The sequence below is a fragment of the Dactylosporangium sp. CA-052675 genome, from assembly GCF_050947935.1.
GTDB lineage: Bacteria > Actinomycetota > Actinomycetes > Mycobacteriales > Micromonosporaceae > Dactylosporangium.
In genome coordinates this window covers 3,183,098-3,197,353 of the sequence record NZ_CP192010.1, presented here as the reverse complement: position 1 = coordinate 3,197,353, position 14,256 = coordinate 3,183,098, and the positions used below count along the sequence as shown (strand labels likewise).

At 70.2% G+C, this 14,256-nt stretch carries 14 protein-coding genes; 6 read left to right on the top strand and 8 right to left on the bottom strand.

The window, feature by feature from the left end; translation table 11 throughout:
- Positions 1–6 precede the first annotated feature (6 nt).
- Entirely contained in the window at positions 7–918 is a 912-nt protein-coding gene (locus ACQP1P_RS14600; RefSeq protein ID WP_433086957.1) for a hypothetical protein, read from the top strand.
- A gap of 117 nt (positions 919–1,035) precedes the next feature.
- Here the strand turns inward: ACQP1P_RS14600 and ACQP1P_RS14595 are convergent, their stop codons facing one another.
- Genes ACQP1P_RS14595 through ACQP1P_RS14575 form a run of 5 tightly spaced genes read right to left on the bottom strand, consistent with a single transcriptional unit; the run spans position 1,036 to position 3,792 of the window.
- Positions 1,036–1,590 carry a DUF4279 domain-containing protein gene (locus tag ACQP1P_RS14595; protein WP_433086955.1) on the bottom strand — a complete coding sequence of 185 codons (555 nt, stop codon included), beginning with the start codon at positions 1,588–1,590 and terminating at the stop codon, positions 1,036–1,038.
- A 49-nt stretch (positions 1,591–1,639) separates the two neighbouring features.
- Positions 1,640–2,155 carry an SMI1/KNR4 family protein gene (locus tag ACQP1P_RS14590; protein ID WP_433086953.1) on the bottom strand — a complete coding sequence of 172 codons (516 nt, stop codon included), beginning with the start codon at positions 2,153–2,155 and terminating at the stop codon, positions 1,640–1,642.
- Positions 2,152–2,442 (bottom strand): hypothetical protein, encoded by a 291-nt coding sequence (locus ACQP1P_RS14585; RefSeq protein ID WP_433086951.1) that lies wholly within the window; start codon positions 2,440–2,442, stop codon positions 2,152–2,154. Before ACQP1P_RS14585 ends, ACQP1P_RS14590 begins: the two co-directional genes overlap by 4 nt.
- Complete coding sequence (locus tag ACQP1P_RS14580; RefSeq protein WP_433086949.1) at positions 2,439–3,365, bottom strand: NADP-dependent oxidoreductase; 927 nt, start codon at positions 3,363–3,365, stop codon at positions 2,439–2,441. Before ACQP1P_RS14580 ends, ACQP1P_RS14585 begins: the two co-directional genes overlap by 4 nt.
- Positions 3,358–3,792, bottom strand: a complete 435-nt coding sequence (locus ACQP1P_RS14575) for a MarR family winged helix-turn-helix transcriptional regulator (RefSeq protein ID WP_433086947.1) — start codon at positions 3,790–3,792, stop codon at positions 3,358–3,360. Before ACQP1P_RS14575 ends, ACQP1P_RS14580 begins: the two co-directional genes overlap by 8 nt.
- Positions 3,793–3,990: 198 nt before the next feature.
- On the opposite strand from ACQP1P_RS14575, the gene chvE reads away from it, so the two are divergent.
- From chvE to ACQP1P_RS14555, 4 genes are all read left to right on the top strand, one after another.
- Positions 3,991–5,112, top strand: a complete 1,122-nt coding sequence (chvE, locus tag ACQP1P_RS14570; protein ID WP_433086945.1) for a multiple monosaccharide ABC transporter substrate-binding protein — start codon at positions 3,991–3,993, stop codon at positions 5,110–5,112.
- A gap of 63 nt (positions 5,113–5,175) precedes the next feature.
- A complete protein-coding gene (mmsA, locus tag ACQP1P_RS14565; protein WP_433086943.1) occupies positions 5,176–6,717 on the top strand; it encodes a multiple monosaccharide ABC transporter ATP-binding protein in 1,542 nt (513 codons plus the stop codon).
- Positions 6,714–7,928 (top strand): multiple monosaccharide ABC transporter permease, encoded by a 1,215-nt coding sequence (gene mmsB / locus ACQP1P_RS14560; RefSeq protein WP_433086941.1) that lies wholly within the window; start codon positions 6,714–6,716, stop codon positions 7,926–7,928. The genes mmsA and mmsB overlap by 4 nt, the downstream gene beginning before the upstream one ends.
- A 118-nt stretch (positions 7,929–8,046) precedes the next feature.
- Positions 8,047–9,258, top strand: a complete 1,212-nt coding sequence (locus tag ACQP1P_RS14555; protein WP_433086939.1) for an endo-1,4-beta-xylanase — start codon at positions 8,047–8,049, stop codon at positions 9,256–9,258.
- Positions 9,259–9,328: 70 nt separating this feature from the next.
- Here the strand turns inward: ACQP1P_RS14555 and ACQP1P_RS14550 are convergent, their stop codons facing one another.
- Both ACQP1P_RS14550 and ACQP1P_RS14545 read right to left on the bottom strand, forming a co-directional pair.
- Positions 9,329–10,585, bottom strand: coding sequence for an alpha/beta fold hydrolase (locus tag ACQP1P_RS14550; protein WP_433086937.1), 1,257 nt, complete (start codon positions 10,583–10,585; stop codon positions 9,329–9,331).
- 9 nt (positions 10,586–10,594) lie between these two features.
- Positions 10,595–12,145, bottom strand: coding sequence for a CocE/NonD family hydrolase (locus ACQP1P_RS14545; protein WP_433086935.1), 1,551 nt, complete (start codon positions 12,143–12,145; stop codon positions 10,595–10,597).
- Between the two features lie 107 nt (positions 12,146–12,252).
- On the opposite strand from ACQP1P_RS14545, the gene ACQP1P_RS14540 reads away from it, so the two are divergent.
- On the top strand, positions 12,253–12,738 hold the full coding sequence (locus tag ACQP1P_RS14540; protein ID WP_433086933.1) for a TetR/AcrR family transcriptional regulator: 486 nt from the start codon (positions 12,253–12,255) through the stop codon (positions 12,736–12,738).
- On the opposite strand, the gene ACQP1P_RS14535 is transcribed toward ACQP1P_RS14540, so the two are convergent.
- Complete coding sequence (locus ACQP1P_RS14535) at positions 12,735–14,231, bottom strand: sensor histidine kinase (RefSeq protein WP_433086931.1); 1,497 nt, start codon at positions 14,229–14,231, stop codon at positions 12,735–12,737. The two genes, ACQP1P_RS14540 and ACQP1P_RS14535, sit on opposite strands and share 4 nt — an antisense overlap.
- Positions 14,232–14,256 lie beyond the last annotated feature (25 nt).

The following is a 14,256-nucleotide window of genomic DNA, read 5'->3' as shown; positions in this document are numbered from 1 at the left end:
CGCCATATGATCATCGCCGTGCGCACCACCGCTTCCAGCCCGATCGACATACCTGAAGTCTTTCCGCAGGTCGTGCCTTTCGCCATGACAACCGTAAGGCTGCATCCCAGGCTTGGAGCACCGACCGCCGAGCAGAGTTCGATGGGGGGTCCGCTGCTGTGGCCGGTGAAGGAACCTTGGCCGATATGCGATGGGCCGGAACCGTACGACCACCTCGACCGCCAGCCATCCGAGGCCGAGGTGCCGCTCGTCCCGGTGTTGCAGTTGTTTGCTGAAGACCTTCCCGAGCTTCCGTTCCCCGCCGGCACGGACATGCTGCAGGTGCTGTGGTGCCCGTTCGATCACCAACCGTGGAGTTCGCCTCGACCTGCACTGAGGTGGCGCCGCCGCGCTGATATCGGCGCCAGGCTGCAGGAGTTGCCCGAGCCCGACGAGGAGGCGGACGCCCGGTACGTGCCCGACCCGTGCGTCTTGGACCCGGAACGCGTCACCGAGTACCCGAGCCGCGATCTGCCCGAGGTTGTCTGGTCGCAAATCAGGGACAGCGTCGCGCGGATCGAGCGGGAGACCGGCTGGCAGTACGAGACTGACTTGGCGGTCGCCTCCGGTACGAAGGTGGGCGGCTATCCTGGTTGGACCCAGGTGCCGGACTGGCCGGCATGCGGCTGCGGCGTGCCCATGGAGCATCTCATCACGGTGGCCAGCTGGGAGTTCAGTCGGGGCGACGAGAAGCGTTGGATCCCCCTGCAGGACCGCCCGGCGATGGACGGATGGGGCTTCGATGCCCCTGATCATCATCCATGGCGACGTATCCAGAACCCGGCCGGTTTGATGCTCGGCGACGTCGGCGGCATGTACTTGTTCGTCTGCTTGAGCTGTCCTGACCGGCCGTTCGACTACCGATTCGACTGCTCCTGATCAGTCGGTTGCTACGGTCGGCGGGTGGTCGGGTGCGCGCTCATCGGCATGTCAGTGAGCCGGACGATCCTCAAGTCATGACGTTGCGTAGTGAGCGAATCGCGGCAGATCAGTGCGTCACCGGGGCGAATGCGCCGTGAAGTCTCCTGCGTATTCGTCTGATTCGACGGTTGCGCCCATCCGTGCGAGGAGTTGGATCTGTTCGCGAGTCAGCCACCAGCCCATCGCGCCGTACCCGCCGTCGGGATCGTCGAACCAGCGGACCATCATGAGGCCCGCATCGACATCGCCACCATCGACGAGGGCTCGCACCCGGTCGGCGGCGGGCGCGATGCGAGCGAGAACGGTGGACACTTGTTCATCGATCCGTCCGTGCGTCCGGCAGCTGATCTCCCACCGATGGGCGGCAGGGACCACCCGGGGCGACGTCCGCCGACTTCCCATGACGGCGATTCGATCCGGTTCCAACCCGAGAAGCTCCGTGATCCGCCCAGCAGTGACCGCCTCGCTGGCCAGCCAGAAGTAACAGTACTGCCGAACCTTCCACGGCGCGGTCCCCATGGACGCCAACGTATACATCCGGATCTCAGAGGCGCACGCAATTCGGCAGATCCCGCGCGGAACCGCCAGCTGGGCCGTCACGGTCTGCAGCGCGCGGATCGCGGCGGACATCCGGACGCCGGCCCAGCTGTGACCATGCAGTCGCGCGAGTGGTGCTCGCTCACCTCGTGGTCGATTCGATGAGGGCCGTCAAGGCCGCGAGCTCGGAACCGGCGGCTGCCATCACCGCCTCAAGACTGCGGGTTGCGATGCCGGTGTACTGCTGCGCGAGCGCCACGAGCGCTGGCAGCGGCTCTGCAGTGCGGTGGATTCCGTCGACCGATTCCAATGGCCCGACGCCGTTTGCCAGCAGCCAGAGGTAGTCGCCCAGGTCGCGGGCGATGACCCGAGTCTCGCCCTCAGAACCGAGGAACACGATGGGTTGCGTCTCGATGGCTGCGTCTGGCAAGCGGGTCCAGAAGGCTGCCTTTCCACCGCTGCCGTCGACTCCGAAGACGCGCAGCGGCGCACTTTCTACAGCGGAATCACCTGTCCACGCGCGCCACCATTCGGTGGTTTCGACCGACCACTCGAACTCGGCATCCGGCTGGAAGTCGTGCCCATCGTGATCCTCGAAAAATCCAAGCTTGTGAGCCTTTTCCAGCGCGATCGGCAGCACCCGATGCTCGACAGTCACCGGTGGATCGTATGCGGATGGACGGCGAACGGCATCCGCTCATCGGCTTCGACCTGGGCGCCGGCAGCGACCCCCCTCCCGGTGGTGGAGAGCGGATTGCGGCAATCCGTGCACCGGCAGTTGGAACGCGGAAACTGCGATGATCGCGCCAGCCCCGCGAGGAAGCGGCTCACCGGCAGCAGCGTCTCGAACACGTCGATGCCGCCGTCGCCCGGCGCCACGATGTCGCCGTCGAGGTGTGCCATCACGCGGCAGCGCTCGATCGGCAGGGTCAGCACCGAGATCACGGCAGCAGGACTATCTTGCCGCGGGTGTGGCGGCGGTCCAGCTCCTCGAAGGCCTTCGCCACGTCGTCGAGCGCGTACGTGCCGGCGATCGGGATCTCCAGGGTGCCGTCGGCCACCAGGCCGGCCATGTACGTCAGCACGTCCGCGGTCGACGCGTCCTCGCTGCCCTCCGCCCGCACGCCCAGGCGCGCCGCGGCCTCGAAAGCGATGACGGTGTTGACGCGGTCCTTCGGGACGCCCAGCTCGAGCGCCAGGTCGACGTACTGCGGCCCGAACAGGTCGATGAAGGCGTCGATGCCCTCGGGCGCCGCCGCGCGCAGCCGGTCCGCGAGGCCGTCGCCGTAGGGGACCGGGGTGGCGCCGCGGGCCGCGAGCCAGTCCGCGTTGGACGGTGAGGCGATGGCCAGGACCCGCGCGCCGAGGTGGCGCAGCAGCTGGACGGTCACGGTGCCGACGCCGCCGGCCGCGGCCGACACGGCGATCGTCTCGCCCTCCCGGGCGCCGACGGCGCGCACGGCCGCGTAGGCGGTGCAGGCCACCACGTAGAGGGCGCCGGCCACCTCCCACGACAGCGCGGCCGGCTTGGGGATGAGCTGGGTGACCGGCACGGCGGTGTGGGTGGCGTGGCTGGAGCGGGTCCAGGAGAAGCCCAGCACCTCGTCGCCGGGCGCGAAGCCGGTCACCCCCGGGCCGACCGCGGTCACGACGCCCGCCAGGTCGCTCCCCTCGCCGCAGGGGAGACGGGTGGGGTACTTGAACTCCAGCGCCCCGCTGCGAATCCCGCTCTCGCCCGGGTTGATGCCGGCCGCGCGCACGGCGACGACCACCTCACCCGGTCCGGGTGACGGCATCGGGATCCCGGTCACGTAGAGCACCTCGGGGCCGCCGAAGGTGTCGAATCGGACGGCTCGTGCCTCAGACATGCTTCCTCCAGGTGCGCAGGGTGGACAGTGAGCGGGCGAAGCCGCGCAGGGCGCTACCCGTCAGCGCGCCGCCGAACCACTCGGCGAGCGCCGCGTCGAAGATCTCCTCGGCGGCCTCGAGGGCGGCCGAGCCGGAGCCGGTCAGCTCCACAATGGACGATCGCCGGTCGGCCGGGTTCGGCCGGCGGGCCAGCAGCTCGCGTGTCACCAGACGGTCGACCGCCTGGCTCGCGCCGCCGATGGTGATCGACAGCGCGTCGGCGATGTCGTTCACGCGGCAGTCCGCGGTCCGGGCCACCACCTGCAGCACGTTGAGGCTCCCGAGGGGCACGGCCCCGGCCTGCCGCAGGCGCGCGTCGACGCCGTTCCAGAGATCGGTCTCGAACCGCACCAGGTCGTCGAAGACCTGCCGAAGATCCACGCTCACGGGAAGTACATTAGCACTATTTAGATTAGAGCTAAAGGACTGTGTTTCGAAACATGTTGCGGGGCAACGGAGTTGACCATGGTGTTATCGATCTGTGACCTCTGATCACCGGTCCGGGGAGGTATGTTCGCGGCCATAACAAACCCCCGCACCCTGCGCGCACACCCCCTCCTCCCGACTCGAAAGGAGGCGTCAGGGATGGGTAAGACTCTCCGCGTCCTGGCCGCCACCGCTCTAGCTGCCCTGCTCGCCACGACGTCGGCGTGCAGCAAGACCCGCTCCGACGACAACGCCGGGGGCGGCGGCGACAGCGGCCCGGCGCTGGTCGGCATCGCGATGCCGACCCGCAGCCTGGAGCGCTGGAACAACGACGGGGCCCACCTCGAGGACCTGCTCAAGAAGGCCGGCTACAAGACCTCGCTGCAGTACGCCGACAACAAGGTCGACCAGCAGATCACCCAGCTCCAGAACATGATCAACGACAAGGCGAAGATCCTGGTCATCGCCTCGATCGACGGCACGGCGCTGGCCCCGGTGCTGCAGCAGGCGGCGGACAAGAAGGTCAAGGTCATCGCCTACGACCGCCTGATCAACTCCAGCCCGAACGTGGACTACTACGCGACCTTCGACAACTACAAGGTCGGCCAGCTGCAGGGCCAGTTCATCGTGTCCAAGCTGGGCCTGGACCAGGGCAAGGGCCCGTTCAACCTCGAGCCGTTCGCCGGTTCCTCGGACGACAACAACGCCAAGTTCTTCTTCGCCGGCGCCTGGGACGTGCTCAAGCAGTACGTGGACAGCGGCAAGCTGGTCATCCCGTCGGGCAAGAAGCTGGCCAGCAACGACGACTGGAAGACGGTCTCGATCAACGGCTGGAAGACCGAGGGCGCGCAGGCCGAGATGGACAACCGCCTGAACTCGTTCTACACCGGCGGCAAGAAGGTCGACGTCGTGCTGTCCCCGAACGACTCGCTCGCGCTGGGCATCGCGCAGTCGCTGGACTCGCACGGCTACAAGCCCGGCGCGGACTGGCCGACCCTCACCGGCCAGGACGCCGACCTCGCCAACACCAAGAACATCCTGGCCGGCAAGCAGTCGATGACGGTCTGGAAGGACACCCGCACCCTCGGCGACCAGGTCGCGAAGATGGTCGACGCGATCTCCAAGGGCACCGCGGTGGAGACGAACGACACCAAGACGTACAACAACGGCGTCAAGGTCGTCCCCTCCTACCTCCTCCCGCCGGTCGTGGTCACGAAGGACGACGTGAAGTCGAAGCTCGTCGACTCCGGCTTCTTCAAAGCCTCAGACCTGGGGTTGTAACCGATCAGCCGTACCGGGCCGGGTCCGCAGCCGCGGGCCCGGCCCACTGTCGCGGGAGGCCCCATGCCCTCACTGCTCGAGATGCACGGCATCAGCAAATCGTTCCCCGGCGTGCAGGCCCTGCGGGACGTCACCATCAGCGTCGCCGAGGGCGAGGTCCACGCGATCTGCGGTGAGAACGGTGCCGGGAAGTCCACTTTGATGAAAATCCTGAGCGGTGTGTACGCGCACGGCTCCTACGACGGCGACATCGTCTTCGACGGCGAGCCGTGCCACTTCAAGTCCGTCCGCGACTCGGAGCACCGCGGGATCGTCATCATCCACCAGGAGCTCGCGCTGAGCCCGTTCCTGTCCATCGCCGAGAACATCTTCCTCGGCAACGAGCAGGCCCGCCGCGGCATCGTCAACTGGCCGCAGACCAACCGCCGCGCCGCCGAGCTGCTGGACCGGGTCGGGCTGCGCGAGCAGCCGGACACGAAGATCCTCGACATCGGCGTCGGCAAGCAGCAGCTGGTCGAGATCGCCAAGGCGCTGTCGAAGCGGGTGCGGCTGCTCATCCTCGACGAGCCGACCGCGGCGCTCAACGACGCCGACTCCGAGCACCTGCTCGGCCTGATCCGCCAGCTCAAGGGCCAGGGGATCACGTCGATCATCATCTCCCACAAGCTCAACGAGATCGCCGCGATCGCCGACACCACGACCGTGATCCGCGACGGCCGCACGGTGGCCACGTTCGACATGCACGGTGCCGAACCGGTGTCGGAGGACGCCATCATCCGGGCCATGGTCGGGCGCGACCTCGCGCACCGGTTTCCCGAGCACACCCCGCGTATCGGCGCGGAGGTGCTGCGCATCGAGGACTGGACCGTGCACCACCCGATCGACCGCGGCCGGGTCGTGGTGGACAACGCGGCGCTGAACGTGCGCGGCGGGGAGATCGTGGGCATCGCGGGCCTGATGGGCGCCGGCCGTACCGAACTGGCGATGAGCGTGTTCGGCCACAGCTACGGCACCGGCATCTCCGGCCGGATCTACCTGCACGGCCGGGAGGTCCGGGTGCGCAGCGTCGACGAGGCCATCGGGCACGGGATCGCCTACGCGACGGAGGACCGCAAGCGCTACGGCCTCAACCTCATCGAGGACATCAAGCGCAACATCACCGCGGCCAAGCTCGCGACCGTCGCGCGCCTCGGCATCGTCAACAACGCCGAGGAGGTCCACCGGGCCGAGCGGCTGCGCCGGGAGATGCGGGTCAAGGCCGACTCCGTCGCCGTGCTCACCGGCAAGCTCTCCGGCGGCAACCAGCAGAAGGTCGTGCTGAGCAAGTGGCTCTTCACCGAGCCGGAGGTCCTCATCCTCGACGAGCCGACCCGCGGGATCGACGTCGGGGCGAAGTACGAGATCTACGAAATCATCAACGCGCTGGCGGATGCCGGCAAGGCGGTCGTGGTCATCTCATCCGAGCTGCCGGAGCTGCTCGGGATCTGCGACCGGATCTACGCGATGAGCCAGGGCCGGATCACCGGCGAGATGGACCGCGCCGAGGCGACCCAGGAGGGCCTGATGCGATACATGACGATGGACCGGAGCGGGGTGTCGCGATGAGCACCGTGGAGACGCTGCCGCCGGAGACGAAGCCCACCGAGGTGTCCTCGCTGCGGGGCTATCTGGGGCAGAACCTGTGGCAGTACGGCATGCTGACGGTGCTGATCGCCATCGTCGTCACGTTCCAGGTGCTGACCGACGGCCGCCTGCTCTACCCCGACAACGTCGCCGCGCTGGTGCAGCAGAACGCCTACGTGCTGATCCTGGCGATCGGCATGGTGATGGTCATCGTCGCCCAGCACATCGACCTGTCGGTCGGGTCCATCGTGGCCTTCATCGGCGGCGTCTGCGCCCTGATGATCACCCACTGGGGCTGGCCGTGGCCGCTGGCGGTGGCCGCGTCCATCGTCATCGGCGTCGTCGTCGGATGCTGGCAGGGCTTCTGGATCGCGTACGTCGGCATCCCCGCCTTCATCGTGACGCTGGGCGGCATGCTGCTCTTCCGGGGCCTGGCCGTGCTCGCGGTCAGTCAGACGGTGCCGGTGCAGGACAAGGGCTTCGGCGCCATCGCGGCCAAGTCGCTGCCCAACGCGCTGGGCTTCGTGGGCAACCTCGACGGCATGACGCTGCTCGTGGGTCTCGTGGCGATCGGCGGCCTGGCCTTCTTCCAGCTGCGCACCCGCCGCGAGCTGATCCGCTACGACCTGCGCCTGGAGCCGCAGGCCGCGTTCATCGGCAAGCTCGTGGTGTTCACGGCCCTCATCGGCTACATCACCTACCTGCTCGCCGAGAGCACCGACGGCACCCCCAACGTGCTCGTCATCGTCGGCGCGCTCGTCATTCTGTACACGTACATCATGGGCAACACCGTATTCGGCCGGCATATCTACGCGATGGGCGGAAATCTCGCCGCGGCGAAACTTTCGGGCGTGAAGACGAAGCGTGTAACTTTCCTCATCTTCGTCAACATGGGCATTCTGGCCGGTGTCGCCGCGGTCGTCACCACCTCCCGCGCCGGGGCCGGTGTCGCGGGCGCCGGCACCAACTACGAACTGGACGCCATCGCCGCCGCGTTCATCGGCGGCACGGCCGTGACCGGCGGCATCGGCAAGGTCACCGGGGCCGTGATCGGCGCGCTCATCATGGGCGTGCTCAACATGGGCCTGTCGATCCTCGGCGTCGACGCGGCCTGGCAGCAGGCCATCAAGGGCCTCGTGCTGATCGCCGCGGTCGCCTTCGACATCATCAGCAAGCGGGTTTCGCGCCAATGATGTTTCGATAACGGAGGCTTGTTGACTCGCCTTTCGTGTGGCAATAGCGTCGATGTCTCAAGGCGAATCCGGAATTGTTTCGAAACAATCGGGAGCCATCCTCATGACATTACGCAGCATGGCCACGGCCGGCCTTCTGGCGGCCGTGGTCGCGGCCACGCTGGGCGGCGTCGCCGCGTCCGCCGGCGGTCCCCGCCCGCCGGCGACGCAGGACCAGAGCCTGCGCGGGCTCGCCGCCCGCAACGGCCTGGCGTTCGGCACCGCCGTGGACGCGGCCGCCTACGCCGACGCGGCCGACCCGCAGTACCGGTCCATGGTGGACGGACAGTTCTCCACCGTCACCGCCGAGAACGCGATGAAGTGGGAGAGCCTGGAGCCCACCCGCGGCACCTACGACTGGGCCGCGGCCGACGCGTTCGTCGCCGCCGCCGAGCGCAACCACCAGCAGGTGCGCGGCCACGTCCTGGCCTGGTACAGCCAGCTCCCCGGCTGGCTCAGCACCGGCATCCAGGACGGCACCATCGACGGCCCGCAGCTGCGCGCCCTGCTCAAGCGGCACATCACCGACGTGGTGAGCCGCTACCGCGGCCGGATCTGGCAGTGGGACGTGGTCAACGAGGCCGTCTCCGACCCGTGGGAGACCCCGTCGGCGATCCACCTCGGCGGCGACACCGGCTCGCTGAAGCAGAAGTTCGCCGACCTGCTCGGCCCGGACTACCTCGCCGACGCCTTCCGCTGGGCCCGCGCCGCCGACCCGAAGGCGCTGCTGTTCTACAACGACTACAACATCGAGGCGTTCGGCGACGGCGGCCCCGGCGACAAGACCCGGTTCGTCTACGACCTGGTCCGCGGGCTGCGCGCCCGGGGCGTGCCGATCGACGGCGTCGGCAGCCAGGGCCACCTCAGCACCCAGTACGGCAACTACGACGTCCTCGCCGTGGCCGACGCGCTGCAGAGGTTCACCGACCTCGGCCTGGCCGTGGCCTTCACCGAGGTCGACGCGCGCAGCCTGCTGAAGAACGCGTCCGACCCGGCGCTGGACGCGGCGGGCGCCGACCTCAACGCCCGCGACCAGGCCGCGGCGTACAACTACCACGTCCTGCTCCAGGCGTGCCTCATGAACCCCCACTGCCTGTCGTTCACGGTGTGGGGCTTCACCGACAAGCACTCGTGGATCCCGGGCTGGTTCAAGAGCCCGCCGGAGGGCGCCGGCTGCCTGTGGGACGCGAACTACCAGCCGAAGAAGGCACTGCGCACGGTTCAGGGCGACCTGGCCGCGGCGGGCCCGCCGCTCGTGCGGCCGAGGGCGCCGCAGAAGCCGCGGCGCTGAAGCTTCCTGGGGATCAGGAGACGGGGCGGGCACCCGACCGGTGCCCGCCCCGGGGCGTTCGCGAGCCGGGTCAGCGCTCGCCGCGGACCATGCCGATCAGGCGGTCGAGCACCGGGCCGGAGCTGACCCGCAGGGCATCGTGCTCGTGCTCGTCGGTGACCCAGACGCGGGCGCCCCGGATCGCGTCGGCGGTGGCCAGGGAGAGCTCGCGGTCGACGTACATGTCGTCGTGGTACACCGCGGCCGCGACCGGGATCTCGTTGCGGGCCAGGGCCGCCGGGTCGTAGAGGCGGGGCCACGAGTCGCGGGCCGCGAGCAGCTCGGCCGCCTCGCCCAGCGGGGCCAGCGCCGGGTCGTTGGCGAACTGCCACGGATACGTCATCTCGCCGGTGAAGTAGACCGGGGCGTCCGTGGCCAGGGCGTCGAACTCGGGGTGCTCCGCGCGCAGGCGATGCGCGGCCCAGGCGGTGGCGCCCGGGCCCTGGCCGTAGATGGGCTCGTGCAGCAGCGGGAAGACCGGCCGCGTCGCGTAGCTCAGGCGGTGGTGGACCTCGGCGAGGAAGGCGTCGGAGAGCACACCGGGGGCCTCGAAGGCGTCCTCGGTCAGGTAGTGCAGCTCGTGGGAGCCGGTGCTGGAGCCCAGCGCGACGCCCAGCGTCTGGAAGGCCTCCACGCTCAGCGGGGCGCCGTCGGGGAGCCGGACGTCGTGGGCGCGCAGGTGCTCGGCGATGGCGCGGACGGCCTCGACGTCGTCCGGGTAGCGCGCGTAGTGGGCCGCGTTGCGCGCCGCGACGCGCGGGTAGGTGCGCCGGTAGACGTCCTCGGCCCGCGCGTGCAGCCCGGGCAGCCCGCCGGTGATGAGCACCTCGCGCAGTCCTTCGGGGGCGAACGACAGGTAGGTGACGGCGCAGAAGCCGCCGAAGCTCTGGCCCAGCACCGTCCAGCGGGCCTCGCCGAGCAGGTGGCGGCGGAAGCACTCGGCGTCGCGGACGATGCTGTCGGCGCGGAAGTGCGACAGGTACTCGGCCTGCGCCCGCGGGCCGCCGCGCCGCGTGACGCTGTGGCGGCTGACGCGGGCCGAGCGGCCGGTGCCGCGCTGGTCGAGCAGCAGCACCCGGTAGTCGTCGAGGGCCCGCCCCACCCAGGACTCCCGGCCGAGCGGGCGCGGCGAGGCGCTGCCGGGGCCGCCCTGCAGGAACACCAGCCACGGCTTGTCCTCGCCGCCGGGGGCGACGACCTCGCGGGCGTAGACGGCGATGGTCTCGCCCGCGGGGTCGTCGTGGTCGAGCGGCACCTCCAGGACGTGGTCGGTGCGGATGATGTTCATGCACCCGTTCTACCGGATCGGCACGTCCGCATATGATCCGCCCGCGACGGTCACGGTGGCGCCGAGGGCATTGTCGTCGTAGTACAGCGGATCCGTGGTGTCCACGACGAGGGTCAGGGAGTGGCCGGCCGGCACGTCGTACGCGGTCGCGGACAGTGCCACATCGACGGAGCCGCCGCCGCTCCAGGACACCGGGGCGTGCGTGATGAGCTTGGCGTTGCCGAGGTTGTCGAGGTCGTACAGGTACGCGATCAGCGTCCCCTTCGGGGTGCCGGCCAGGTTCAGATGGACCCGCGGGATGCCGCGGATGCGCAGCGCCGAACCGGGCCGCTCCGACGCCCACACGCCCGCGCGCAGCCGGTCCACCGCGGGCAGCCAGATCTGCGGCTGCTGGCCGGTGAACGCGCCGACGCCGTTGGTCAGCAGCACCACGCCGCCGTTCGCGACGGTGTCGAGGTCGCCCGGCAGCGTCTTGCTCCAGCCGGTGCTCGGGGCGCCGCCGAGCAGGCCGGTGCCGTCGAGGCGGCGGACCGGGCCGAGCCCGTAGCGCCGGACCGAGGTGTTCAGCGCCGACCACGACGCATACTGCTCGGCCCCCGCGTTCAGCGGTTGCAGCTGTACCGGCGCTTCGGCGCCGATGCCCGTGTCCACGCCGGCGAGGTACTGGTCGAACCAGCGGTACAGACTCGTCCAGGCGCCGTTGGGCAGCCCCAGGATGCCGGTGAACTCGGCGATCGCGTGGTCCCCGGGGCGCAGCTCGAGCCGCTTCGGGGTCTGCAGCCGGCCGAAGAAGTCCACGAGCTGGTCGGGCGGGAAGAAGGAGTCGCCCCACGCGTTCGCGATCATCACGGCCGGCTTGTTCGCGTTGATGGCGTCGAGGTACGTGGCCGCCGAGCGCACCCGGGCCCAGGCCTTCACCTCCTCGACGTTGCGGTCGGCGTTGAAGTCGGCGAGCTTGCCGCTCAGGTCGGTGCCGGGGTGGCCGAGCAGGCTCGCGGCGAGGCTCAGCAGCCCGGCGGACTGCCGGTGGCGGGTGTTGTCGCCGTAGAGGCTGTAGACGAGGTCGGTCCAGCCGCTCATCATGACGACCGCGCGGATGCGCTGGTCGAACGCGGACCCGAGCAGGCTGATCCCGGCGCCGTAGCTGACGCCGGCCGCGCCGATGCGGGCCGGGTCGGCCGCGGTGTTCGCGATCGTCCAGTCGACGATCTTCGACAGGTCGGCCAGGTCCTGCGGCCCGGCGGTGTCGATCTCGCCGCCGGAGGCCCACCAGCCGCGCGGGGTGTAGGACACGACGACGTACCCGCGCCCGGCCAGCGCCTTTGCCTGCGCGAGGTATTCGAGGTCGTTGAGCCCCCAGCTGGACGGGAACACGATCGCGGGGTGCCTCGCGGTGTCGGCGGGGGCGACGACGTTGGCCTTGAGGGTGACGCCGCCGGCTCCGGCGATGTCGACGAACTTCGTGGTGGGCGCGGCCGCGGCGGCGGGCGGCGCCTGGAGGGTGACTGCGGCGAGGACGGCGGCGGCGACGAGGGCGATGGTCGGGCGGGAACGGGTCATGCGCACGCTCCTGGCGGGGTAGCGCTTCGTGGTGGCGGGAGCCTAGGAGCCCGTTCCGAGAATGAGAAGGCCGTGACATTCTCATTACCGGTCGGTAACATGCTCTGGTGCTCTACGGGGTCCCGACGCCGCGGCGGCGCGACGCGCAGCGCAACCGCTCGGCGATCGTGCGCGCGGCCGGCGAGCTGATGCTGAGCCGGGGCGGGGTGCTGATGCCCGAGGTCGCGCGGCGCGCCGGCGTCGGGCAGGCGACGCTGTACCGCCACTTCCGCGACCGGCCCACCCTCGTCGACGCGGTGGTCCTCGACCAGCTCGCCCGCCTCGAGGCCGACGACTCGTGCGCCTTCCGGGACCGGCTCGCCTCGGCCCTGCGCCTGTACGCGGTCGTGCGCCCGCTCCTCGCCGCGCCCGGCGGCCTCGACCGGCGGCTGGCCGCGGCGCTGGCCCCCGCGCTGCGCCGCGCGCGGGAACAGGGCCGGGTGCGGCCCGACCTCGTGCCGGAGGACCTGGCCCTGCTCTTCGCGATGCTGTCCGGCGCCCCCGCCGACGCCGAACGCTCGATCGCGCTGGTGCTGGACGGGGTGTGCCGCTAGGACTGGTCCGCGGCGGGGACCGGCAGCGTGAAGCAGAGGCGGGCGCCGCCGGTGTAGGTGGGGTCGAGCCAGATCCGGCCGCCGTGGTGCTCGACGATCCGCTTGCAGATCGCCAGGCCGATGCCCGTGCCCGGGTACACGTCGCGCGGATGCAGCCGCTGGAAGATCACGAAGATCTTGTCCTCGAACTGCGGCTCGATGCCGATGCCGTTGTCCTGCACCGAGAACCGGTGGAACCCGTCCTCGTCCTGCCGGTCGACGACGATGTGCGGCGGGGTGTCGGGCTTGCGGAACTTGATGGCGTTGCTGATGAGGTTCTGCCAGAGCATCGCCAGCAGCGTCGGATCGCCCTGGACCACGGGCAGGTCCTCCGGGCACTCCAGCACGGTGTCGGTGTCGAGCATGCGGGCCTCGAGGTCCGAGCGCACCCGGCGCATCGTGGCGGACAGGTCGACCTCGGTGACGTTGTCGTAGACGCGGCCGACCCGGGAGAACGCGAGCAGGTCGTTGATGAGCGCCTGCATCCGGGTCGCCCCGTCGACGGCGAAGGCGATGTACTGCCGGGCGCGGTCGTCGAGCTGCTCGGCGTACCGGCGCTGCAGCATCTGGCAGAAGGACGCGATCTTGCGCAGCGGCTCCTGCAGGTCGTGGCTGGCGACGTAGGCGAACTGCTCCAGGTCGGAGTTCGAGCGCCGCAGCCGCTCCTCCTGTCCCCGGCTCTCGGCCAGCGCGGTCACGATCCGCTCCCGCATCGCCTCCACGTCGGATCCCAGCTCGGCCAGGTCCGGCGGGCCGCCGGCCGGCACGTGGTGCTCGAAGTCCCCGTCGGCGACCCGGCGCACCGACGTCTGCAGCTGCTCGAGCGGGCGCAGCACCAGCCGCTGCAGCATGACCGCGATCGCGAACAGGCCCAGCAGCAGCCCGCCGACGATGATGCCGAAGATGGTGTCGCGGCGGTGACGGGAGGTGTCCAGCGCCCGCCGCCCGGCCGCCCGGGCCTCGTCGACCCGCTGCTGCAGCACGCTCACGTCGTTGCGCAGCGCGTCGAACGCCGCCTTGCTCGACATGACCAGCGGCGAGCCGGAGTCCGGGGCGGCGATGAGGGGCTCGGCGTACGCCGTGCGCCACCCGGCGGCCGCCCGCTCGATGGCCTCCAGGCGCTCCAGCGCGTGCGGCTCGTCGGCGAGCAGGGTCCGCAGCCGGTCGGCGACGCGGCGCTCGGTGGCGACGCCCTCCTGGTACGGCGCGAGGAAGTCCGGCTCGCGGGCCAGGACGAACCCCCGCACGGCGGTCTCCTGGTCCACGAGGGCCGCGCCGAGCTCGACGACGGCCGTGGCGGCCGGGGAGATGCGCTGCTGCAGCCGGTCGGAGACCCGCGTGGTGTCGGCCAGCGAGGCGTATCCGGCCCACGAGCCGAGCGCGATGAGCAGGGTCAGCGCGCCGATCGTCAGCGCGAAGATCCGCTGGCTGGTGAGCCGCCGTCGATCCGTCACGCGAGGCAGCGTACGGCAGGTGCGA